Below are 23,581 nucleotides of genomic sequence, written 5' to 3' on the forward strand. Positions count from 1 at the left end.
AGATGCAATATAAACAGAGAATAATAAAAAACATGAAAAACCGAGCTAAACAATTTGGCCTGAAACTGGTGGAAGCAGCTGATGTGGCTGGGACTGATATTGCTGTGCCATCAACAATATAATTTAAAGTTTATTGGGAGTAAATACTAAAGAAGTCATTTGCAAAAGATCAGATTGAAGCTTTTTCAGACTTGATAAGCGGTCATGCTTTTAAAATATTTTAACTCATTTAGAGATTTGATTTATGATCAGTTGCTATAGAATAACCCAAAAAAATCAGTCAATTGCGCTTTCAACCTTGAATCCTTCTTTTTCTAAAGCATTTTTGATAATATCTGTTTTACAGGAAGAAAGACGAAAATAGTATGTTCTTTTTGGACCTTTCCGGTTTGCAGTCATCCCTATACTTATAATATCACCATCCATTTCATGTATGATTTGAAGGGCTTTCTTGAAGGAGTCCTGAGCATCGCCAACAACTACATCTATACGGGAACTTGCCGTTAGCATACCCATCATATTTATGAAAGCTCCTAAAATATCTGTAACCGTAATTATGCCGACAATCTTGTTTCTTACAACAACCGGCATTCCTCCTATTTTATTCTTGTATATTTTCTGAGCAGCTATTTCTATATCTTCATCAGGACTTACGGTTATTGGATCTTTAATAATCAAATCGGCAAGAGATAATTCTCCGATCATGGATTGCACAAGTCCCTGCTTTAAAACAGAAAGTGTAATAAAGCCTTTTAGAGCTTTATTTTTGCCAACAACGGGCAGGTGACGGATGGAATTAATCTTCATCAACTCGATTGCTTCTGTAATTGATGATTTTTCACTAATAGTAATAGGATCGGGTATCATAAGAGCTTTGATTTTCATATCATTCACCTTTTTAATTTTGGGTTATATAGCGTTTGTCAAAATAATGTTTTGAATTTATGACATTTGCTATAGTTGATGAACTTAATTTTTCGGCTCATAGCTGCAAAGGGGTTCTTGCGCCATAAAATCCCCTGTGGCCTCATAGGCTCTGGCCCTACAGCCTCCGCAAACTCTTTTGTATTCACAGATACCGCATTTACCTTTAAGTTTATCAAAATTTCTCAAAGAAAGAAAGGTTTCAGAAAAATTCCATATTTTTTCAAAGGAATCTTTTGTTACATCACCACAATCAATATTTAAAAATCCGCATGGCTGAACAACACCTACATGTGAAATAAAACAAAAGCCGGTTCCTCCAAGACATCCTCTTGTAACCGCATCAAGGCCGAATGATTCAAAATTTACCAATTCACCGTCTTGTTTCGCCCTTTGCCGTAGTATACGATAATAATGGGGAGCACAGGTTGCTTTTAGCTGTAAGGGCGTTTTATTCCGCTGATCATAAAACCAGTTTAATGTTTCTTCATAATCATCGGCTGAAATTTCATGTTTGATAATATATTTTCCTCTGCCTGTTGGAACAAGCAGAAATATATGATGCGCCACTGCACCAAGATTAACGGCCAGCTCCTGGATTTGCTGTATATATTGTATGTTCAGTTTGGTAATTGTAGTATTAATCTGAAATTCAAGCCCTGCCTCTTTGGCAAAATCGATACCGCGCATAGCTCCATCATAAGCACCTTCTACACCTCTGAAACTGTCATGGCTCTCTTTGTTCGGCCCATCCAGACTTATGCTTATTCTTTTTATTCCGGAATCTACCATTTTTTTAGCTATGGGTCCGGTTATAAGCGTACCATTTGGAGCCATCACCATTCTTAAGCCCTTTTTTGTTCCATAGCCTGCTATATCGAAAATATCAGGCCGTAACAAAGGCTCTCCTCCTGTAAGAATAACTATAGGCTCTCCTGTGGCTGCTATTTGATCAACAAGTTTAAAGGATGCTTCGGTGTCAAGCTCACCTTTATAGGAAGTGTTTAATGCGGACGCACGGCAATGAATGCAGGCAAGATTGCAATTTCTTGTAATTTCCCAGGCAACAAGACGCAAGGAAGATGCATTGCTTTTTCCTCCGGAAGGTTTGTGGTGATTCGGTTTGTCATTCATAATCTCAGTTCATTCGCTGCTTCAATAGCAAAATAAGTGAGTATCATGTCGGCGCCTGCTCTTTTGATGGAGGTTAAAGTTTCCATCATGACTTTTTTTCCGTCGATCCATCCCATTTTCTCTGCTGCTTTTATCATCGAAAATTCGCCGCTCACGTTATATGCAGCTACCGGAAGATCTATTTCTTGGCGTACCCGGTAAATAATATCAAGATAAGCCAAAGCCGGTTTTATCATAATTATATCGGCACCCTCTTCTATATCCATTGTAACCTCGCGGATAGCTTCAAGTCCGTTTGCAGGATCCATCTGGTATGTTCTGCGGTCTCCGAATTTCGGGGCTGAATTCGCAGCACTTCTGAACGGGCCGTAATATGCCGAGCAGTATTTTGCAGAATACGACATTATCGGGATATGGCTGTAACTGTTTTCATCAAGAGTATTGCGGATTTCAGCTACGCGCCCGTCCATCATATCTGATGGTGCTACCATATCTGCGCCTGCTTTTGCATGCGATAATGCGGTTTTGGCAAGAAGCTCAAGGGTTGCGTCATTATCTACCGTATTTCCGTTTACAATTCCACAATGGCCATGATCGGTATACTGGCAAAGGCATACATCGGTTATTACTCCAAGTTCGGGAAGTTTGTTTTTTATGGCTTTTACTGCCTTTTGTACAACCCCGTCCTTTGAGTATGCAGTAGTTCCAAGAAGGTCTTTTTTATCCGGTATCCCGAAAAGCATTATTGCGGGAATACCAAGGTCATAAGCTTCTTTACATGTTTGCACAAGATTTTCGCTTGAAAGATGATAATGTCCCGGCATTGAGGCTATGGGATTTTTGACTCCTTTTCCGCCTATGGCAAACAGAGGAAGAATAAAGTCGTTTACACTAAGCTCGGTTTCTCTTATTAATTTACGGAAAGCCTCTTTTTGTCTTAAGCGTCTCGGCCTGTAATCCGGAAACAGCATATGAATATACTCCTTTTATTCAGGATATTTCCTGATCGGTAAGATAACATGCCGGGTCAGGCGCCCAGACATCACCGGTTATTGCTTCGGCACGAACCCTGAAATTTCCGGCACAAATATCAAGCCACCTGCACTTGGCACATCGCCCTTTTACATGCTTTTTCTTTTCTTTAAGTTGTTTCAATAAAGGATCGGATAAATCCGTCCATATCTCGGAAAAGGGCCTTTCCTTTATATTTCCAAAGCTGTGGTGGCGCCAGAACTGATCTGCATGGACTTCGCCATTCCAGCTTATACATCCTATGCCTCTTCCTGAGTTATTGCCTTCATTCATTTCAAGAAGCTCAAGCACCTCCGCTGCTCTTTCAGAATTTTCTTTTAAAAGCCTTAGATAGATATAGGGGCCGTCAGAATGATTATCAACCGTAAGCACTTCTTTAGGTTTTCCTTTGTCATGAAGCTTTTTGGTTAAATCAATTATTGTGTCAACCGCCTCTCTTGTCTGAGCATGGGTAAGATCTTCTTCTACTAGTTTTGAACCCCGGCCTGCATAAACAAGATGATAAAAGCATACGCGTGGGATTTCCATATCTTCAAGCACGTTGAATATTTTCGGTATTTCATTGAAATTGTATTTGTTGATAGTAAATCGCAATCCTACTTTGATATCGGCATTCATGCAGTTTATAATGCCTTCCATAGCCTGTTTGAAAGCGCCTTTTACTCCTCTGAAGCGATCATTTATTTCTTCCATACCATCAAGACTTATTCCAACATACGAAAGGCCGACTTCTTTTAATATCTTTGCGGTTTGTTCGGATATAAGCGTTCCGTTTGTTGATATTACTGCTCTCATTCCCTTTTTAACGGCATAACCGGCAAGTTCGGGAAGATCTTTTCGCATCATAGGCTCACCACCGGAAAAAAGTATTACCGGAGTTCCGAATTGAGAAAGATCATCAATAAGTTTTATCCCGTCTGCGGTAGAAAGTTCATCATCAACAGGGGAACTTTTAGCGTGCGCATAGCAATGTATGCATTTTAAATTACACTGTCTTGTAACATTCCAGACTACAACAGGCTTCTTATCCGATGAAAACTGTAAAAGATGGGATGGAAGCTGTGAAGAAGAGCGGTTGTAGCGAAGAGTATCTGAGGGCTCTACTGTGCCGCAATATAATTTGGATATTCCGATCATTTGATGAGTTAAGACCCTTTCTGCTGTTTTTCGATTCCACCCAGGCCATTTGTTAAAATATCGCTGATGTATGCATCAGGGTCAATAAGGGCTTGGCGTGTTATAAAGAAACGGTTTTTCCCTGTTTTTTCTCTGATCAGCTTTAAACCGTACTCAAGTTTCATGCTCATCCGGTTATAAAAATCCTCGGGATTAACGGAAGATTTAACAACCTGTTCCAAGGCAAAATCAATTGCATCGTCTTCAATTACGATATTTGTATCATGATTTTTGAAAAATTTTAATTCGAAATTTTTTATTTCATCACTCAAAGCTTTTATCTTCCGGATAATAACGCCAACATCCATAATATGTCCGGAATAATAATCGGATATAAGATTTATGCGTGATTGCGTCAGCGTAAGATTATATCTTTGTGAAAGAGAATTTTCATTTGAAACAAGATAATTTCTTATCAGTTCTTTTTCATGCTCTACAAGTCTTTCAAAATCATTTGTGTATAGTTTATACTGCTTTTCGTTATGTGCCGATATCATGCTTTCAAGAAAGGCTTTAGGATCTTCAACTGCTGCTGCGGTAACAGGAAATTTTTCGATTGTTGTTGAGGGAAGATATCTCTCGAAAACAATAAGCGCTCCTTCTATAGCGCTTACCAGTCCTCTTGCTCCGATATTTTCGTTGAAAGCACGTTGTGCAATAATTTGCAGAGCTTTTTCTTCAAATTTAATATCAATTCCATATGCGGCAAAATCGAGTTTTTTCCCAAGAATAACAGGATTGTTCGGATTGTTTAATATTTCAAAAAGATCGTTTTCATTTAAATCTTCTAGCACGGCCCTTACAGGCAGGCGGCCGACAAATTCGGATTCAAAACCAAATTCAATAAGATCTTCAGACTTTACGTGCGTTAACACATCGGCATAATTTTTTGCTTTTGGAGTACTTCCGCCAAAACCTATACTATTGTTGGCAACACGTTTTTGAATAATTTTTTCAAGTTCGGCAAAAGCTCCGCTTACTATAAAAAGAATGTTCTTGGTATTTACGATCCGCCTGTTTTTTTTGCCTGTTTTGCGGAATCGTTCAATTTCCAGCATCATGGAAATCGGGTCATGGGGCACCTTCAGATCCACTTCCGTTTCTTCAAGCGGTTTTAATAATGCTCGCTGAACCCCGGTTCGTGAAACATCAGCTCCGATTAAATTATGGCTTGATGCGATTTTATCTATTTCATCTATATATATAATTCCGTACTGGGCAAGTTCAATATTATCATCGGCTTCCCTTACAAGATCTCTTACAAGGTCTTCCACATCTCCGCCTACATACCCGGTTTCACTGAATTTCGTGGCATCACCCTTTACAAAAGGAACTCCTATCTTTTTTGCTATTAATTTAATCATGTAGGTCTTGCCGACACCTGTAGGGCCAAGCATCAGAACATTATTTTTAATACCGCAAAACATGTCATCCGCAAGATCAGGATATGAACTGAAAGTTTTGATCCTGTTGTAATGTGTGCATATTTTTGTGGCAAGGATAGCCTTTGCATCATCCTGCTTGATTATATACTGATCGAGATAAGATATAAGGCCTTCCGGTTTTAAATCAAAATTTAATTTTTTATCATTATTATTTGAACAACCAATATTTTCGGTATCATCCTCTTCAGTCATAGGTGCGGCAGAGGCAATCCGTACTGTTCCGCCAAACTTTTTTGAAAGGAAACTGCCGATCTCTTTTTCGATTTCTTCAAATTTTGGAATTTTTTCATTTTTTGTTTTCATATTATCGATTATAATCACATGTAAATAAAAAGCAAGCATCAGAACATATGGACTTATATAACTCTAATATATATTATAAATTCTAAAGGCCAATAAAATTAATTTAAATGTTTATTCCAACAACTAAAGAAGAAGTTAAAAAACTGGGCTGGAACTCCCTGGATGTTATCCTTATTACAGGAGACAGCTATATAGACAGCCCCTTTGTAGGAGTATCTATAATAGGGAAAATGCTGATTAAAAAAGGATTCCGGGTTGGAATCATTGCTCAGCCTGATATCAATTCTGCAAATGATATCAGCCGCCTGGGCGAACCGGAGCTTTTCTGGGGTATATCAGGCGGATGCATAGATTCCATGGTTGCAAATTATACCGCCTCAAAAAAGAGAAGAAAAAAAGATGATTATACTGCCGGAGGGCAAAATACACGTCGGCCGGATCGCGCTGTTATTGTCTATTCAAACCTTGTAAGAAAATATTTCAAAAATACAAAACCTCTTGTTCTGGGAGGAATAGAAGCAAGTCTGAGACGGATACCACATTATGATTTCTGGTCAAACCGTTTAAGAAAATCCATAATATTTGATGCGAAAGCCGATTATATTGTCTACGGAATGGGCGAAAAGACTACGATTGAGCTGGCAGAAAGGCTAAGGGACGGCAAAGATACTAAAGATATCCCCGGTATCTGCTATATATCGGGCAAGCCCCGCGAAGATTATATCAAGCTTTGTTCATTTAATGATTTACTTGCCGACAAAAATGCATTTATTGATATGTTTAATGTTTTTTACATAAACAACGATCCATTAAAAGCAAAGGGCATGTATCTAAAGCATGATACAAGATATCTTGTTCATAATCCACCAGCACCAAGTATTTTATCAGAAGAACTTGACGCTATTTATGATATGGATTTTGAAAGAGACTTACATCCGTATTATAAAAAGAACGGGCCGGTAAGAGCACTTGATACAATCAAATTTTCAATTCCAACTCACAGGGGATGTTACGGTGAGTGTAATTTCTGCGCAATTACAGTTCATGAAGGAACAACGGTAAGCTGGAGAAGTGAAAAATCAATTATCAGGGAAGCAAAACAAATTGCGGCGCATCCTGATTTTAAGGGATATATTCTTGATGTCGGAGGCCCTACGGCAAATATGTACGGATTTGAATGCGAAAAAAAGCTTTCCAAAGGAAGATGTTTAAACAAACGATGCATGTATCCAAACATTTGTTCCACGTTAAAGCCGGATCATGAAAAGCAAATAAAATTGCTTCAAAGTTTAAGAAAATTAAATGGGATCAAAAAAATATTTATTTCATCAGGTATAAGATATGATCTTTTGCTTGATGACAAAATTAATGGCGAAAAGTATTTAAAAGAAATTATACTGCATCACATATCAGGCCAGCTTAAAATTGCACCGGAACATACTGAAGAAATGATTCTTAATCTGATGGGAAAGCCGGGAACAAAATCACTTCTTGAATTTGTTGACAAATTTTACAAACATACAACAAAAGCAGGAAAAGAGCAGTATATTACTTACTATTTCATGGTATCTCACCCCGGCTGCAACAAAGAAAATATAAAAAAGATGAAGTCGTTTATATCAAACAAGTTAAAGATCAACACCGAACAGGTTCAGATTTTCACTCCGACTCCGTCAACTTATTCAACTTTAATGTATTTTACTGAAGTTAATCCTTTTAATAAAAAAAATATTTTTATAGAAAAAGATATATACAAAAAAGAAAAGCTAAAAAGAATTATTACGTCAAAAAGTACAGTGAAGCGTAAAAAGAACAAAGGCATAGAGGATTAATAATTCTTGTATTGACCGTTAGTTGTTTTATTCATATAAAATCCGTTGCAAATATTAATAATCATATTATTCCCCTTGTAAATATTGTGAGAAAGTTACTCACCTGTAGGGGAAGGCATCGGTTAGATTTTTTGTACCATAAGGGTCCAAGGATTCGAGGATTCCAGGGTTCGAGAATAATAATGAAAAGGTTTTCCCTTGACCCCTTGAAGCCTCGAATCCTTGAATCCTCAAAGGATCGGCTATAACTGATGGTATTTAACTTTAATTTCAAGGAATAAAAATATGGGAACACATTCACACAATTTTGTTGAAACATACACCGGCCTTGTGGGTTTTGGCATGGATAGAGAAACTGATGAATACACAGTTCGGTATTATCTTCAAAAATTCTCTGATGATAAACTAATGGAGAAATTGATCGGCAGGCTTTCTGATGAAGAACTTTCAGAGATTTTTTTTATGATAACAAAAACCATGAAAAATCATTTAAGCGAACCTGAATACCATCAGCTTTTTCTTAAAGATTAATACCAGGTCGCATTTAAATTCTAGCTGCGTTGGCATCAAAGGTTCTGTCCTCGGCGTATTACATATACGCCTGCGGGAAAACCTCCTTGCCGCCTTGCTATCTCTTTAAATGCAACTTGGTATGCGAACATGCGAAAGGATAATTAATGTTAACGGAAAAACAATTATTAAACTATGCAGATGTGCTTATATGGGGACTTAAAACTGCCAGGTCGGGCAAATATAAAAAAGGAGACATTGTTTTAATCAGATATAATGTGCCTGCATTAAGGCTTGCAGAAATCTTAAATGAAAAACTGCTTAAAATTGGAATTAATCCGGTTTTAAGAATGGGCACAACACCGGTTATGGAAAGAAACTTTTTCGATATTGCAGACAGCAAACAACTTATTTTTACAGCTCCGGGTGAAGAAGAACTTTATAAGAATATTAATGGGAGTATTTTTCTTCATGCGCCTGAATCAATAACACATCTTCGCGGAATAAATCCAAACAAAATCGGCAAGGCTACAGTTGCCAGAAAGCATTTAAAAGATATACTCGATAAAAGAGAAGAAGAAGGCGCTTTCGGCTGGACTTTGTGCATGCTTCCCACAGAAGAATTGGCAAAGCATGCCAGGCTGACTATTAAAGAATATACAAATGAAATTGCCGCCGCATGTTTTCTTAATAAAAAATCGCCTGTAGAGCAATGGCAGAAAGTATTTCAAGATGCAGTCCGGATAAAAAAATGGCTAAACGGAATGAAAGTAAAATCATTTCATATAGAATCGGAAAATACCGATCTTGAAATTACACCTGGCGATAAAAGAAAGTGGATAGGCATATCAGGTCATAACATCCCAAGCTTCGAACTGTTTTTGTCTCCTGACTGGAGATGTACAAAAGGTATATATTTTGCCAATCAGCCATCATACAGAAGCGGTAATTATGTAGAAAATGTAAGGCTTGAGTTTAAAAAAGGTGAGGCAGTAAAAATTGAGGCTAAAACAGGAGAAGAGTTTGTAAAAAACCAGCTTGCAATGGATAAGGGAGCCAATAAGATAGGAGAATTCTCTTTAACAGACAAAAGATTTTCTAAAATAAACAAGTTTATGGCAAACACTCTTTTTGATGAAAACTACGGTGGAAGTTTTGGCAACTGCCATATTGCATTAGGCTCATCCTATTCCGATACATTTTCGGGAAATCCAAAAGACTTAACAAAAGAAATCAAGAAGAATTTGGGATTCAATGATTCTGCCCTGCACTGGGATTTAGTTAATACCGAGAAAAAAAGAGTTACAGCAAAACTTGCGTCTGGCAAAACGGTTACTATCTACGAAAATGGGAAATTTATGATCTGATGCTTTTGTGAAAAAGTTCAATACACCATGATAAATATCCAAAATAACCGGATAAAGTTTGACAATATATAGCTAAAATGTATATTATATAAACCTGTTTATTTTGGTTTTATTGAGATTTATGCACCAAAGTCTGGGAAATGAGGCACCGATCTATAATACAGTTGCAACTACAAAGTAGTAGCTGCCAAGTTGTAAGTGGAGAACAATCTGCATGAAAAAACTGGACCCAAAAACCGATGGTGCTTCGCCAGACATTGTTGAAAAAAATATTGAGAAGATAAAAGAACTATTCCCGGAAGTTTTTATTGAGAAAAAGATTGACTTCAATGTCCTTCGCGAAATCCTGGGTGATTATATCGATGACAGGCCTGAAAGATATAGCTTCACCTGGAACGGCAAAAACCACGCCCGTCGAATCGCCCAGACACCTTCAACCGGCACCCTGCGACCATGTCCTGAAGAATCCGTTAATTGGAATGCTACGCAAAATCTTTTCATTGAAGGTGATAACCTCGAAGTATTGAAACTACTTCAGAAGTCCTACCACAAGAAAGTAAAGATGATCTACATCGACCCGCCATACAATACCGGTAATGAGTTTATTTATCCGGATAAATTCAAGGATAACCTTAATACTTATTTACGTTATACTGGACAGATCGATAAAGAAGGGCTCAAGTTTTCCGCCAATAGCGAAACATCGGGGCGATATCACACAAACTGGCTGAATATGATGTATCCGCGACTTAAGTTAGCTAAGAATCTATTAAAAGATGATGGAGCCCTTTTTATTTCCATAGATGATATCGAAGTATCTAATCTCCGAAAAATCTGCGATGAGATTTTCGGTGAAGAAAACCTTATGGCTATTTTCCCTTGGAGAAAGAGAACTGCAAAAAATGATTGCCCATTTGGTATAAGCCAAGATTTTGAATGGTGTTTAGCCTATACAAAATTTGGACAAGAAGAAACTTGGATGCCTGTATCCACTCTTCTTCCTGAAGGGATTGGTAATGCAGAAAATGGCACAAAAGAAATAGACGCTCTTTTTCAAAGAAAGATTTTTCCTTTCCCAAAACCATCAACATTGATTAGGCACTTCTTATCTTTAGACCCATCAAGTGATGGATTAGTTTTAGACTTTTTTGCTGGGTCATGTCCAACAGCTCAAGCAGTTATTGAATTGAATGTAAAAGATAAAGGTAACCGCAGATTCATAATGATTCAACTTCCAGAACCTTGCGATGAAAAATCGGAAGCCAACAAGGCTGGGTATGAAAGCATTGCTGAAATTGGTAAGGAACGAATCAGAAGACTTATTAAAAAAAAAGAAAAAGAAAACTCCGAATATTCAGGTGATCTTGGCTTCAAAGTTTTCAAGCTGGATTCAAGCAACATCAAAACATGGGATGCTGATTTCGACAATCTTGAAGATGCCCTTTTCAATGCTGTAGAAAACATCAAACCTGATCGAAGCGAAGCGGATGTGCTTTATGAACTACTGCTAAAATATGGTCTGGATTTGGCCGTGCCGATAAAAGAGAAAAAGATTGAGGGAAAGACTGTTTACATTATAGGAGGCGGATCGCTCATCGTATGTTTGGCCGATAATATCAGCCTTGGTGTTGTGGAACACATTGCCGCACTTAAAAATAAACTGAAACCGGAGGTGATGCGTGTGATCTTTAAGGATTCTGGGTTTAAAGATGATGTAGTCAAGACCAATGCTGTTCAGACTTTGCACCAGGCAGGCATTGATGATGTCAAGAGCTTGTAGGAAAGCAGTCATGAAAATTCAATTCAATCCGAATCTTGACTTCCAGCATGAAGCAATAAATTCTGTTACTGATATATTTAAAGGTCAGGAAATTTGCCGAACGAATTTCAACATAGCACCAATAAAATATGCCCCCCAGACAAAACTTGAATTTAAAAACTTGCGAAATGATTTGGGTATCGGCAACCGCTTAAAGCTTGGCGATGAAGATATCTTTGAAAACATAAAAGCAATCCAGCTTAGAAACGGGCTTGCACCTTCCGAATCGCTTGATTCTTTAAACTTTACGATAGAAATGGAAACAGGAACCGGCAAAACTTATGTTTACCTGCGTTCTGTTTTCGAGTTGAACCGTCTTTATGGTTTCACCAAATTTATTATTGTGGTGCCTTCTGTTGCTATCAAGGAAGGCGTTTACAAATCTCTACAGATGACAGAAGCGCATTTTAAGGGATTATATAAAAACGTACAGTTCGACTATTTTATATATGACTCCCAGAAGCTTGGCCAGGTGAGAAACTTCGCCGCAAGCGACTATATCCAGATCATGGTTATTAACATTGATGCCTTCAGAAAAAGCTTTACCGACCCGCAAAAAGAAGACAAAGCCAATATCATCCATCGTCCACATGACAGGATGACCGGAAACCGCCCTATCGAATTAATACAGGCAACAAAACCCATAGTTATTATTGATGAGCCGCAAAGTGTGGATACTAACGGCAAGAGCAAGGAAGCCATAGCATCGCTTAATCCTCTTTGCACTCTTCGCTATTCCGCCACTCATGTGGAAAAATATCACATGATGTACAAGCTTGATTCAGCAGATGCTTATCAGCAAAAACTTGTGAAGCAGATTGAAGTGGCGGGTATCGAAATAAAAGACAGCCACAACAAGGCATTTGTCCGGATAGTAAACGATGAAGTATATAAGAGACTTCAAATTCGTAAAACCATCGAAAAACACCTTGAAAAGGAGAAGGAACTTCGGCCAAGAGGACTGAAGGTACTTAGCCTGTTTTTTATAGACCGTGTTTCAAATTACCGCTGGTATGATGATAACGGCAATCCACAACCCGGAAAATACGCAAAAATATTTGAAGAAGAATATAACAGGGAGATTACCAAACCAAAATACTATAGTTTGTTTGATGGCGCTGATCTTGAAACCGCAGCGCAAGATGTTCATAACGGCTACTTTGCGATTGATAAAAAGAAGACAACATCAGGCCGGTCTGTTGAGATATTCAAGGACTCGCATGGAGAGGGAAAAGCAAGCGCTGATGAAAGCGCTTACCGGCTTATTATGAGGGATAAAGAAAGACTTCTAAGCTTTGATACAAAGCTTAAATTTATTTTTTCCCATTCGGCATTAAAAGAAGGCTGGGATAATCCGAATGTCTTTCAAATCTGCACATTAAACGAAACCTCATCGGTTATGAAAAAACGGCAGGAAATCGGACGCGGCCTTCGTATAGCCGTAAACCAGGATGGTGAAAGAGTTCATGGGTTTGATGTAAATACGCTTACTGTGATGGCAAATGAATCATATGAAGAATTTGCAAAACAACTTCAGAAAGAGATTGAAGAAGAAACCGGTATTAAGTTCGACATAATCGAAAAGCATATATTCGCAAACATTCTGGTACCAACTGATGGCCATCAGGCAGAGTATCTTGGGATTGGAGCTTCGCATTTGCTCTGGAATCATCTGGAGTCTGAAGGCTATATAGACAAAAATGGTAAAGTACAAAATTTATTACGCTCCGACCTTAAGGAAAGTAAAGTAATCTTTCCGGAAAAGATGGCGGATGTGTCACAGCAGATATTAGCTGTTATCCGAAAAACTGCCGGCAAACTTAACATCAGAAATGCTGATAACCGCAAAAAAGCGGAATTGAATAAGGCTGTGTATTTAAGCGATGATTTCCAGCAATTATGGGAAAAGCTAAAATACAAAACAACATTCAGGGTAGATTTTGACCCAAAAAAGTTGATTGAAAAATGCGCTGATGAAATAAATAAAACACTGATTGCAGGCAGAACAAGGTTTATCACAAGAACTGCAACTCTTGATGTGGATAGAGGCGGTGTTAATGCACAAGAAATTTACGAAACCATGTCGGTTTATAATGATCGTGATTATGATCTTCCGGATCTTGTAAGCTATTTGCAGAATGAAACCAACCTGACCCGCAGATCAATCGTTGCCATTTTAAAAGCAAGCGGCAGGCTACAGGATTTTAAGAATAACCCTCAAAAATTTATTGAGCAGGTTGCTTCAATCATTAAGCATCAAATGCAGGTTTTTATTGTAGACGGTATTAAATATCAAAGAATAGGTTATCATCATTACTATGCTCAGGAGATTTTCAAGGAAAACGAACTATATGGATATCTGAAAAAAAACATGTTTGAAAGTAAAAAATCGGTCTTTGACCATATCGTTTATGATTCTGATATTGAGGCTGATTTCGCCAGGTCATTTGAACTTAGCAAGGATGTAAAGGTTTATGCCAAGCTCTCGGGATGGTTTAAAATAGAAACACCCCTGGGAAGCTATAATCCGGATTGGGCAGTGCTTGTAGAAAAAGAAAATCAACAAAGGCTGTACTTTGTAGTGGAATCCAAGGGAAGTCGTTTTAGCGAAGCACTCAGAATTACGGAAAACGCCAAGATTCAATGCGGCCGGGAGCATTTCAAAGCACTGGAAAATGATATAGATTTTATGATGGCTGATAATTACTCAACATTTTCTGAAAAGATATCATCAACCTAACAAAATACTCAATAAATTTATTATTTAATGATATCTATAACACTTCCAAGCATTTCATCATAAACCGATATCATCTTTATGTTTGCCTCATATCCATGTTGAGTCGGAATAGTTTGTACAATTTCTTCGGCAATATCAACATTAGACATTTCTCTGATTGTCTGATCTCCGGGTTCAGAATATAACGAGCCCGGTGTATCAACTTCACTGATCTGGGCATCTACGCTTCCATTGGATAATTCAACAATGTCGGTTCTGCTTTTTTTAAATTCATCCGTATTAACATTTGCTAAATTATTGCCACACACACCCATTTTAGTACTAAAAGCAAAAAGAGCGGAAACATTATTATATACTGAATTTATCATGATAGCCTCCAACATTAAATTAATCCTCATTAACTGTTATCGGCAAAATTTTTTAAAACTTTAGAAAAATAATTTCTTTTCTAAAGTTTGATGAATTCGTAAAAAATTCCCAGACCGTCATACCGGCAAAAGCCGGTATCCAGAACCTATTGAAATTGCTGGATGCCAGATTGACGAAAACAAAAACCTCTGTTAAATAAAGTAATCGTTTATTATTAAGGAGATATCTGGATGGTCATGATTTGGGAATCAACAGAAATTACAGTACTGGCTTCAGGAAAGGGTTGGCTGGCATTGGATAAACCGACCGGAATCACGGTTCACAATGCATCGGGAAAAGACCTGTGCTCGCTTGCTAAAGAGTGGGTTCGAAAAGATGACGTAATCCGTAGCCGTTTGGGTCTTATTACAGACTTTGATTTTTCTCCCATTCATCGCCTGGATAAAGAAACCAGCGGGGTTATTATTCTTGCTGCCGACCGTGAAACTTCCCGCTTTTTTTCGGATCAGTTTAAATCCCGCAAAATAGCCAAACAATATATAGCGATTCTGCACGGCCGGTTGGATATCTCAAATCAAAACAATCTTTGGGAATCGTGGGCATGGCCTCTATCTAAAACGGCAGGTGGACGACAAAATCCCCAAGGGCCAGGCCAGCGAATACCCAGCGAGACCCGATTCAGGATTATGGAACACAGCCACCATTACACCATGGTTGAGATCGATCTTCTCACCGGGCGCAAGCATCAGATTCGTCGCCATGCAAAGCTTTCCGGCCACCCGGTGGTGGGTGACACACGTTATGGTTCAACCAGGGCTGCAAATTACTTAAAACAGCACGCGGGATTTATCCGCCTCGGGCTGCATGCCCAGGCCATTACAATACATATGCCCGGAGAAAAAAACCCACAGACTATCAAAACACCCTGTATTCCTGCCGAAATGCAAAACATTTTTGAAACAGATCGGAAAGCAGCTGTGATTTAAATCAAACGGAATTACCTATATTGTTTGCGACATAATGCTTCAATTAAATTTTCTTTTGTATTTTTTTATCACCATGCGGAAGCATCAGGATAAATGGTATTGCCCCAAATCCTAAAAATGCACTTAATGTATATGTTGCCTTAAGTCCTATCAGATCCCCAAGTAAACCTACAATTACCGTAATTGCCGAACGGGCCATAAAAGAAGACATCATAAATATGCCGTTTGCGGCTGAAGGACTGTTAGTGCTGTTTTCCTGCACAATCGCAAGCATCACCGGTGTTGTTGAAAGCAGGGTAAACCCCGTAAGAACAAGAAGCACAAAACGAAACCAGCCATCAACCCAGACAAAAGAAAGCAGCATGAAAGGAGCCCCTACAAGGGAAAAAAGTAACACCCGCCGTCTGCCCAATACATCACTTAAAGAACCCGCTGAAATTATACCAACCACACCTGCTGTTTCCACAAGAGTTAAAGATATCCCTGCCAGCCATAAATTTCCGGATTGCTGCTCAATAAAAGTCGGCAGGAACGTCGTCACCACGGCATGCATGAATCCCCGGCTTACAAGAATCGCCATAAGTGGAAATAATATATGCCGCATCTCCATCCATGTACTCCACAAAGACGGGTGAGTGGAGCCGCTTTTGTGTTTGGCGGGAACATCCTTGAATGTAAAAAATAACCACACTGAAGAGGCTATCCCGAAAACCATAAGGGGATATAAGCCTTCAAGGCCTAAAAGTGAAACCCCGCCAACCGCCACAAGGGGCCCCACCGCTCTTGCCAGTTCTCCTCCTGTCATGTAAAAGCTCATGCCCCTACCGGTATAAGCACCTGACACTCCGGCTATCAGGGTTGGAGAAGGCACATGAAACAAAGATACACTGATCCCTGTGATAAACAGTAATATAAGAAGCATTCCATAACTCGGGGCCAAACCTATGAGACTCATAGGAATTGCAGTAAGTGACGGAGCCAATATTATAAACCAACGTACACTGATTCGATCAGCCCACAGACCTATTAACGGATTAAAAAGTGACGGAAGCTGCATTACAGTGGAAAGAAGCCCTGCACGTACAAGGGTAAGGGAAAATTTTTCAATGAGCAAAGGAAGCAGAGGAGAAAGAAATCCTGAGTAAACATCATGGACAAAATGACAAGCGGATAGTAATAAAACAGCTTTGGTCTTAAAGCGCTCCGGAATACTGTTGCTCTTTGAGTTGTCAGATTCTATTTCCTGCTGCATCCTATCCACTCCTGTAGAATCTATAACAGACATACAGTTTAAAATACAAGCGATCATTAAGGTTCATAAGCCAAAGTGTATCTGAAATTTTTTTAAGTAAAGTCGAATACTTTTAATACCCCTCCCCTTTTTTTTCATAATATACCCTATTTCAATATAATCGTATAAATAAATATAGCCAAGAAAAGCACGTATAAATTTATATTAAATAAGGTTGGCCTCAAAACATAACCGGATACCCATAAAAAAACTCAGGGGGTATCTCATATTTATCTAGTCTTAGCAAATTATTTAGCTTGACCTTTTCAATTGTTTCTGTATATTGCCTTTACTTTATTTTAACGAACAACATAATTTTGGATAATAGTTATGAATTTCTGGCGCGTTCCGTTTGATGCAAATGATATTGAAGTTTCCAGGGGTATTGTATATATCCTTGATGACAGATGCAAAGGATGCGGGTATTGCATCGAATACTGTCCAAAACAAATGCTTGAATTTTCACCAAAATTCAATAAAAAAGGGTACCACCCCCCTGTTGCTAAAAATCCGGACGATTGTGTGAATTGTCATTATTGCGAAATCATCTGCCCCGAATTTGCAATCTATTCAGTTGAAGCCAAACCGTCAGAATAAATAAGCAATAATCAAATAAATTATTAAACGAGGATAAATGAAACCAGCTGTACTTACAGGTGCACATTATATTACAGGCGATGAAGCCTGCGCAGAAGGAGCGCTTGCTGCCGGTTGCAGATTTTTCGGCGGTTATCCTATTACACCTGCTACTGAAGTTGCCGAACGTATATCCGAAAGGCTTCCTGAGGTTGGTGGAACTTTCATTCAGATGGAAGACGAAATTGCCGCTATGGCATCCATTCTTGGAGCTTCATGTGCAGGAGTTAAAAGCATGACTGCAACATCGGGCCCCGGATTCAGCCTGATGATGGAAAACATAGGCCTTGGAATTGTAACAGAAACACCTTGTGTAGTGGTTAACGTGCAACGCGCCGGTCCTTCTACCGGACTTCCTACAATGGGGGCGCAGGCGGACATGATGCAGGCAAAATGGGGATCGCATGGAGATTATGAAATCATTGCTCTTGCCCCATCTTCTCCCCAGGACATTTTTTACCAAACAATCACAGCCTTTAATCTGAGCGAAACATTCAGATTGCCTGTACTTATAATGACAGATGAAATCGTGGGTCACATGAGTGAAAAAGTAATCATACCCGATGCTAAAGATATTCATATAGTATCCAGAGCTACTCCGAAAGGCAGGAAAGATAACTTCAAGCCTTTCAAACCTGCTCCACCGTATGGAATTGCTCCAATGCCTGCGGCAGGAGACGGGTATAAGGTACATTTCACAGGACTTACCCATGATGAAAAAGGTTACCCTGTCATGACTGTAGAAGCACAGGCAATAATGATGGATCATCTTATGAACAAGATCCGCAATAACCTTGATAAAATAATTATGACTGAAAGATATAGGTTAGATGATGCGGATATTGCGATTGTATCATATGGCGTGTCAACACGTACCAGCCTTGCTGCAGTAGACGAAGCACGAAAAATGGGAATCAAGGTAGGATTGTTGCGGCTTATTACCGTATGGCCGTTTCCGGAAGACCAGGTGCGGCAACTTGCCAATCAGGTAAAAGGTTTTGTAACTGTGGAACTCAACCTTGGCCAAATACATTACGAAGTCCAGCGATGCGCAGGATATAAAGTGCCGAGTTATTTGGTCGGCCACCCCGGCGGCTCTGTCATATCGCCGGATGAAGTAATAAAGGTATTAAAGGAGGCATTTTAATTATGCCTGAAACATCCAGGAAAACTTCAAAATCACCGGTACATCCGTTAGACGATCTATTACGAACCGATCGCATTCCTCATATTTGGTGTTCGGGCTGTGGTACCGGAACTGCATTTTCTTCAACCCTTACAGCTATAAAAGGAAGCGGGCTTGAACTTGACAATGTTGTAATGGTATCCGGAATCGGTTGTTCGGGAAGAGCTGCGGGTTATGTTAAGCTTGATTCATATCATACTACACATGGAAGAGCCATCCCGTTTGCAACCGGAATGAAACTTGCCAATCCTAAACTTAATGTAATCGTATTTTCTGGCGATGGTGATCTTTTTGCTATAGGTGGAAACCATTTTATTCATGCCGCCAGACGAAATATGGATATAACCGTTATTTGTGTGAATAATTTAAATTACGGAATGACGGGTGGCCAGGTAGCTGCAACAACCCCGTTTCATGCCAAAACATCGACAACAACGGTAGGAAACCCCGAAGCACCCTTTAATCTGCCTCTTCTGGCATATGCATCAGGAGCCACATATATAGCCAGATGGACAATACTCCATACAAGGGATCTGACAAATTCCATAATTGAAGCCCTCAACAAAAAGGGGTTCTCGTTTATAGAAGTTTTATCTCCGTGCCCGGTAAATTACGGCCGGCGCAACAAGGAAAAGTCTCTTGATACTTTAAAGCTATATAAGAAAGGCATCATCAAGAATAATTCCAATCCTGCCGATACGGATATTGATTTTGATAAAGGGATTATTTTAGGTAAATTCGTTGATATCGATAAAGCTACCTGTATCGAAAATTATGATAATACATGCAGGCTAATATAAAATTTCAAATTTGAAATCTCAAATTAAACGAGTGAATTTCATGGCTGATACAAAACAAATTAATGCTACAACCACGGAAGTTATCATAACGGGATTCGGCGGCCAGGGCATCATACTTGCCGGTCGTATCATCGGTAAGGCGGCCGCCCTCGGCGATGGCAAAGAAAGCACACTGGTACAGTCTTATGGGCCTGAATCCAGAGGAGGAGCATGCAGTGCGCAGGTTGTTATCTCCGATCGTTCCATTCATTATCCTTATATAAGACAACCGGATATTCTTGTCTGCATGTCTCAATCGGGATATGAAAAATATATCGACAACATGAAAGACAGTACTCTCCTTTTGGTTGACGAAGATCTTGTGCATCCGGAAAAAACAAATAATGACCCTTTTCCAATACCGGCCACAAGAATGGCTGAAGAACTTGGCCGGAAAATGATGGCAAATATCATTATGACCGGTTTTTTCACAGCTATTACCCGGAAAATATCTCTTAAAGCAGCCGAAGATACTGTTGCCGAATCGGTTCCCAAAGGAACGGAAGAAGCAAACATTAAAGCATTCAAAAAAGGTTATGATTTCGGCCTCGCCCTTCTCAAGGGCCGTGAGAAAAAGGCCGCTGGTAAAATAGGAGCAATTGCATGAAACGCGCTAAAGACCGTCTTCACCGGGTTATGATTATAGGAGCCACTCCTGCCGGAATTACAGCAGCAAACAAACTCGGCGAACTTGGCATTCCTGTAACTCTGGTAGATTCGGAATCAGATATAGATAACAAACTAAACAATGAAAAATGGCGCTTAAATTCCGGTGTACCCTTAAATTATGCACATCGTCCCGGACTTGTAAGAATTTTCAGAAATCCGAATATTCAATGTATTTTACCTGCCGACATTAAATTTATAAAACACAGCCCCCAGGGTTTTATGGTACGCCTTGAAAGGCATCGCACCTTTATAGATCCTGACAAATGCACACTATGCGGGCAATGTGTAGAAGTATGTCCTGTTGAAATCCCTGCTGATAACGCACAGGAAAAACAAAGCAAAAAAAAAGCGGTTCATATCAACAGCCGCCACAGCCTTCCCGGCATGCCGGTAATTGATAAACGAAAAAGGCCACTATGTCAGGATAACTGCCCTCTTGGAGTAAATGTCCAGGGATATATCGCACTTACAAAAGCCGGAAAATTTAATGAAGCACTTGAACTGATAAGAAGAGATAATGTTCTTCCGGCTGTCTGCGGCCGCATATGCACTCATCCGTGCGAAGCCGCATGCCGCAGAGGTGAACTGGACGGACCTGTTGCCATAAGGGATATAAAGCGGTTTGTCGCAGATTACCAAACCCCGAAATATGCAGAAACAGTTACGGAAAATGCAGAAAAAAAGACTGATAAAATTGCTGTGATAGGCTCGGGTCCCGCAGGTCTTGCGGCTGCAGCCGAGCTTGCACGTATGGGTTATCCGGTTACTGTGTTTGAGAAAGAAAAAATGGCGGGAGGTCTTCTTCGTTACGGCATAGGCGCTCACCGACTGCCAAGAGATATACTCGATAAAGAAATTGAATATATCGAAAATCTGGGAGTAAATTTTACAACAAATCATCTTATTAATATGGATTCCGATATTGATAAGATGAAAAACGATTTTCAATCAATTATTATTACTACCGGAGCATGGTCAGACAGAAGGCTTGGCATACCTGGCGAGGAGTTTGAAGGAATTGAAGGTTGCCTGTCTTTTCTTGTAAATTTTTATAGAAATGAAGATCAAAAAATTAACGGGAAAATAGCCGTTATCGGCGATGGTAATGCGGCATTCGATCTTGCCAGAACTCTGAAAAGAAATAATCCTGATGTTACAATCCTGTCATGGTTTGCAAAAGAACTCATCCCTGCTGATCCCGATGAAGTAAAAGCAGCTATAGATGAGGGCATTATAATAAAAGACAGCACTCAGACTATTGAGTTTTTGGGCCAAAACGGCACACTGGATAAGCTTTTATGCGTACCCACAGAACCAGGAGAGCCGAATGGAAACAACATAGCCTGGCCTGTAAGAATAAAAGACAGCACCCCTTTTGAATTAAAATTCGATAAAGTCTTTGTAGCAATAGGCCAAAAAGGAGCATATAAAAATACCGGAAACGACCTTGAGCTTACGGCTAAATCAAATGGTACCTTAGAAACGGATTACGCTTTCAGAACAAGTCTTTCCGGGGTTTACGCGGCAGGGGACACCATTTCCGGCCCCAGCTCGGTTGTTTCTGCAATGGCAAACGGCAGGCAGGCAGCACAGGCGGTTCATCAGGATATTTGCAAATCCTCCGTTGTGTCGGAAAGCACACCCCCTGCTTTGCAAAGGCCTGATGACAGGGATTTTGATGACATACCAAAATCATTAGCCTTTTGTGCACGATCCGCCATGCCTGAACAGCAGCCTGCTGAACGTATAAAATCATTTACGGAAGTTGCCCTTGGTTTAGATGAATCACAGATTTCTTATGAAACTCAAAGATGTCTCCAATGCGGAATATGTTCGGAATGCCTCCAATGTCAAAGTGTTTGCAGTGCAATAGGTGCTATAAACCATTCGCAGGCACACGAAGAAATTATTGAGCACACCGGAGTAGTTATAATCGCAGATCCGGATATACACGCTCAGGTAAAAGGCGATGACGTAATACGCGCATACGGTCCCAAAGTAGCAAAGCAGGATGTGTATGACATGATTGTACGCGGATATGCTTCAGCTGCTCAGGCAATGGTACTTCTTGGCAAGAGCTCACGTACTCCAAGAGGACATGGTATATCTTTTCTTACGCCGGACCAGGGACTTTCTCCTGTTATCCGCATAGGTGTTTTTGCATGCAAATGCAATAATTCCATGGGGTGGCTCGATGATATGGACTCGCATATCAAAAGTTTGAAATCTCAATCGGATATAGTTCATGCCGAAACAATAAATTCGGCATGTATTCCTGACGGCTCTTCCCATATTCTTAAAACCATACGTGACCTCGGCATTACACGTGTTGTCCTTGCTTCATGCGTTTGCTGCCCTTTAAATTTTATTTGCAGCGCATGTACCGACCAGAAAAGCAGACTAAAGGAAGCCCTGTTTGCAGCAACAGGAGTAAGCCGTTCAATGGTTGAAACCTGTAACTTAAGAGGAGAAGTACTTCGCCTCGTAAAGGATCATCCCAAAGCAGCTAGTAATAAATTCATAGGGCTTATAAACCGTTCCATAGACCGTGCAAAACAACTAAAAGCGCTTCCGGCCCTTGCAAGAAATTACAATATGTCAACCGCCGTCATAGGAGATTCAGAGTCAGCTTTAACTAGTGCTATGACACTTGCGCAAACAGGATTCGATGTCTTTTTATTCGGATCATTCGGGCACCCGCCGGTTCATCCAAATATTCATATCTTTCAGGGAGCAACGCTTAAAGGCTTAAGCGGCACAATCGGCGAATTTCAGCTTACAATACAAACACAGGATTTTGAGCAGACTATACATGCAGGCGCAGTAATACTCGGAGAAAAATCACGAAAGAAGATTCAGTATATTCAACAGAAAGGACTTGCCGGAATCAGCATAAAATCGGGAAGACAGAAAAAAGACATTTTGGGAATCCCCTTTCTTTACCCCGGCGCAACAGCCATTCCGGGTCTGTTTCTTGCGGAAACACCTGGCATTAATGTTTCAAAGCGTAAAAAAGGCTATGCAGCAGCCATCCAGGCGGCGGCAGTAATGCCAAGAGGTCCCAGGCAAAACAAGGGTTATACAATAGAAATAGATCAAGAGATTTGCAGGGGTTGCGGAAACTGTATGAATGTCTGCCCATACCAGGCAATCAGACTTAATGTAAGCGATAATAACGGATGGCATGCTACCGTGGATGAAGCATTGTGTAAAGGCTGCGGAAGCTGCATATCGGTATGCCCGTCTTCAGCAGCAGACAGTCCGTACCGTAATGAGACTTTTTTGGAACAGGCGCTTAAAGAGTTATTGGCGTAAAATATTGG

At 39.8% G+C, this 23,581-nt stretch carries 18 protein-coding genes; 11 read left to right on the forward strand and 7 right to left on the reverse strand.

Annotated elements, in window-relative coordinates:
- Positions 1-276: 276 nt before the first annotated feature.
- The 5 genes from KKC46_04180 to KKC46_04200 all read right to left on the reverse strand — a co-directional run bounded on the left by KKC46_04180 (position 277) and on the right by KKC46_04200 (position 6,014).
- Complete coding sequence (locus KKC46_04180; GenBank protein ID MBU1053012.1) at positions 277-885, reverse strand: CBS domain-containing protein; 609 nt, start codon at positions 883-885, stop codon at positions 277-279.
- A gap of 84 nt (positions 886-969) precedes the next feature.
- The gene (ahbD, locus tag KKC46_04185; GenBank protein MBU1053013.1) at positions 970-2,058 is read right to left on the reverse strand and encodes a heme b synthase; all 1,089 of its coding nucleotides are present in this window, start codon (positions 2,056-2,058) and stop codon (positions 970-972) included.
- Positions 2,055-3,029 carry a porphobilinogen synthase gene (gene hemB / locus KKC46_04190; protein MBU1053014.1) on the reverse strand — a complete coding sequence of 325 codons (975 nt, stop codon included), beginning with the start codon at positions 3,027-3,029 and terminating at the stop codon, positions 2,055-2,057. Before hemB ends, ahbD begins: the two co-directional genes overlap by 4 nt.
- Positions 3,030-3,048: 19 nt before the next feature.
- Entirely contained in the window at positions 3,049-4,227 is a 1,179-nt protein-coding gene (gene ahbC / locus KKC46_04195; protein MBU1053015.1) for a 12,18-didecarboxysiroheme deacetylase, read from the reverse strand.
- An 8-nt stretch (positions 4,228-4,235) separates the two neighbouring features.
- The gene (locus KKC46_04200; GenBank protein MBU1053016.1) at positions 4,236-6,014 is read right to left on the reverse strand and encodes an AAA family ATPase; all 1,779 of its coding nucleotides are present in this window, start codon (positions 6,012-6,014) and stop codon (positions 4,236-4,238) included.
- A gap of 107 nt (positions 6,015-6,121) precedes the next feature.
- Between KKC46_04200 and KKC46_04205 the strand changes: the two genes are divergently transcribed.
- The 5 genes from KKC46_04205 (at position 6,122) to KKC46_04225 (ending at position 14,282) form a co-directional block, all read left to right on the forward strand.
- A complete protein-coding gene (locus KKC46_04205; GenBank protein ID MBU1053017.1) occupies positions 6,122-7,846 on the forward strand; it encodes a YgiQ family radical SAM protein in 1,725 nt (574 codons plus the stop codon).
- Positions 7,847-8,131: 285 nt separating this feature from the next.
- The gene (locus KKC46_04210) at positions 8,132-8,377 is read left to right on the forward strand and encodes a cytoplasmic protein (GenBank protein MBU1053018.1); all 246 of its coding nucleotides are present in this window, start codon (positions 8,132-8,134) and stop codon (positions 8,375-8,377) included.
- A gap of 146 nt (positions 8,378-8,523) precedes the next feature.
- Complete coding sequence (locus KKC46_04215) at positions 8,524-9,723, forward strand: aminopeptidase (protein MBU1053019.1); 1,200 nt, start codon at positions 8,524-8,526, stop codon at positions 9,721-9,723.
- 214 nt (positions 9,724-9,937) lie between these two features.
- Positions 9,938-11,503 (forward strand): site-specific DNA-methyltransferase, encoded by a 1,566-nt coding sequence (locus tag KKC46_04220; GenBank protein MBU1053020.1) that lies wholly within the window; start codon positions 9,938-9,940, stop codon positions 11,501-11,503.
- 10 nt (positions 11,504-11,513) lie between these two features.
- The gene (locus KKC46_04225) at positions 11,514-14,282 is read left to right on the forward strand and encodes a DEAD/DEAH box helicase family protein (protein MBU1053021.1); all 2,769 of its coding nucleotides are present in this window, start codon (positions 11,514-11,516) and stop codon (positions 14,280-14,282) included.
- A 20-nt stretch (positions 14,283-14,302) separates the two neighbouring features.
- Here the strand turns inward: KKC46_04225 and KKC46_04230 are convergent, their stop codons facing one another.
- Positions 14,303-14,650 carry a flagellar basal body protein gene (locus KKC46_04230; protein MBU1053022.1) on the reverse strand — a complete coding sequence of 116 codons (348 nt, stop codon included), beginning with the start codon at positions 14,648-14,650 and terminating at the stop codon, positions 14,303-14,305.
- Positions 14,651-14,881: 231 nt separating this feature from the next.
- On the opposite strand from KKC46_04230, the gene KKC46_04235 reads away from it, so the two are divergent.
- Positions 14,882-15,637 carry an RluA family pseudouridine synthase gene (locus KKC46_04235; GenBank protein ID MBU1053023.1) on the forward strand — a complete coding sequence of 252 codons (756 nt, stop codon included), beginning with the start codon at positions 14,882-14,884 and terminating at the stop codon, positions 15,635-15,637.
- A 43-nt stretch (positions 15,638-15,680) separates the two neighbouring features.
- Here KKC46_04235 and KKC46_04240 read toward each other — a convergent pair whose 3' ends face one another.
- Positions 15,681-16,889, reverse strand: coding sequence for an MFS transporter (locus KKC46_04240; protein MBU1053024.1), 1,209 nt, complete (start codon positions 16,887-16,889; stop codon positions 15,681-15,683).
- A gap of 369 nt (positions 16,890-17,258) precedes the next feature.
- On the opposite strand from KKC46_04240, the gene KKC46_04245 reads away from it, so the two are divergent.
- From KKC46_04245 to KKC46_04265, 5 genes are read left to right on the forward strand one after another with little or no spacing between them, the layout of a single operon-like run.
- Positions 17,259-17,525, forward strand: a complete 267-nt coding sequence (locus KKC46_04245; GenBank protein MBU1053025.1) for a ferredoxin family protein — start codon at positions 17,259-17,261, stop codon at positions 17,523-17,525.
- A 37-nt stretch (positions 17,526-17,562) separates the two neighbouring features.
- Entirely contained in the window at positions 17,563-18,711 is a 1,149-nt protein-coding gene (locus tag KKC46_04250; protein MBU1053026.1) for a 2-oxoacid:acceptor oxidoreductase subunit alpha, read from the forward strand.
- A gap of 2 nt (positions 18,712-18,713) precedes the next feature.
- Positions 18,714-19,550, forward strand: a complete 837-nt coding sequence (locus tag KKC46_04255) for a 2-oxoacid:ferredoxin oxidoreductase subunit beta (protein MBU1053027.1) — start codon at positions 18,714-18,716, stop codon at positions 19,548-19,550.
- 40 nt (positions 19,551-19,590) lie between these two features.
- Positions 19,591-20,196 (forward strand): 2-oxoacid:acceptor oxidoreductase family protein, encoded by a 606-nt coding sequence (locus KKC46_04260; protein ID MBU1053028.1) that lies wholly within the window; start codon positions 19,591-19,593, stop codon positions 20,194-20,196.
- Positions 20,193-23,573, forward strand: coding sequence for an FAD-dependent oxidoreductase (locus tag KKC46_04265; protein ID MBU1053029.1), 3,381 nt, complete (start codon positions 20,193-20,195; stop codon positions 23,571-23,573). The genes KKC46_04260 and KKC46_04265 overlap by 4 nt, the downstream gene beginning before the upstream one ends.
- The last annotated feature ends 8 nt before the right edge of the window (positions 23,574-23,581 follow it).

The organism is Pseudomonadota bacterium (assembly GCA_018817425.1).
In the GTDB taxonomy this organism is placed as follows: Bacteria; Desulfobacterota; Desulfobacteria; order Desulfobacterales; family RPRI01; genus RPRI01.

Coding starts and splice junctions, on each gene's coding strand:
- KKC46_04180 (MBU1053012.1), bottom strand. CDS start 885: ATGAAAATCAAAGCTCTTATGATACCCGATCCTATTACTATTAGTGAA.
- ahbD (MBU1053013.1), bottom strand. CDS start 2,058: ATGAATGACAAACCGAATCACCACAAACCTTCCGGAGGAAAAAGCAAT.
- hemB (MBU1053014.1), bottom strand. CDS start 3,029: ATGCTGTTTCCGGATTACAGGCCGAGACGCTTAAGACAAAAAGAGGCT.
- ahbC (MBU1053015.1), bottom strand. CDS start 4,227: ATGATCGGAATATCCAAATTATATTGCGGCACAGTAGAGCCCTCAGAT.
- KKC46_04200 (MBU1053016.1), bottom strand. CDS start 6,014: ATGAAAACAAAAAATGAAAAAATTCCAAAATTTGAAGAAATCGAAAAA.
- KKC46_04205 (MBU1053017.1), top strand. CDS start 6,122: ATGTTTATTCCAACAACTAAAGAAGAAGTTAAAAAACTGGGCTGGAAC.
- KKC46_04210 (MBU1053018.1), top strand. CDS start 8,132: ATGGGAACACATTCACACAATTTTGTTGAAACATACACCGGCCTTGTG.
- KKC46_04215 (MBU1053019.1), top strand. CDS start 8,524: ATGTTAACGGAAAAACAATTATTAAACTATGCAGATGTGCTTATATGG.
- KKC46_04220 (MBU1053020.1), top strand. CDS start 9,938: ATGAAAAAACTGGACCCAAAAACCGATGGTGCTTCGCCAGACATTGTT.
- KKC46_04225 (MBU1053021.1), top strand. CDS start 11,514: ATGAAAATTCAATTCAATCCGAATCTTGACTTCCAGCATGAAGCAATA.
- KKC46_04230 (MBU1053022.1), bottom strand. CDS start 14,650: ATGATAAATTCAGTATATAATAATGTTTCCGCTCTTTTTGCTTTTAGT.
- KKC46_04235 (MBU1053023.1), top strand. CDS start 14,882: ATGGTCATGATTTGGGAATCAACAGAAATTACAGTACTGGCTTCAGGA.
- KKC46_04240 (MBU1053024.1), bottom strand. CDS start 16,889: ATGCAGCAGGAAATAGAATCTGACAACTCAAAGAGCAACAGTATTCCG.
- KKC46_04245 (MBU1053025.1), top strand. CDS start 17,259: ATGAATTTCTGGCGCGTTCCGTTTGATGCAAATGATATTGAAGTTTCC.
- KKC46_04250 (MBU1053026.1), top strand. CDS start 17,563: ATGAAACCAGCTGTACTTACAGGTGCACATTATATTACAGGCGATGAA.
- KKC46_04255 (MBU1053027.1), top strand. CDS start 18,714: ATGCCTGAAACATCCAGGAAAACTTCAAAATCACCGGTACATCCGTTA.
- KKC46_04260 (MBU1053028.1), top strand. CDS start 19,591: ATGGCTGATACAAAACAAATTAATGCTACAACCACGGAAGTTATCATA.
- KKC46_04265 (MBU1053029.1), top strand. CDS start 20,193: ATGAAACGCGCTAAAGACCGTCTTCACCGGGTTATGATTATAGGAGCC.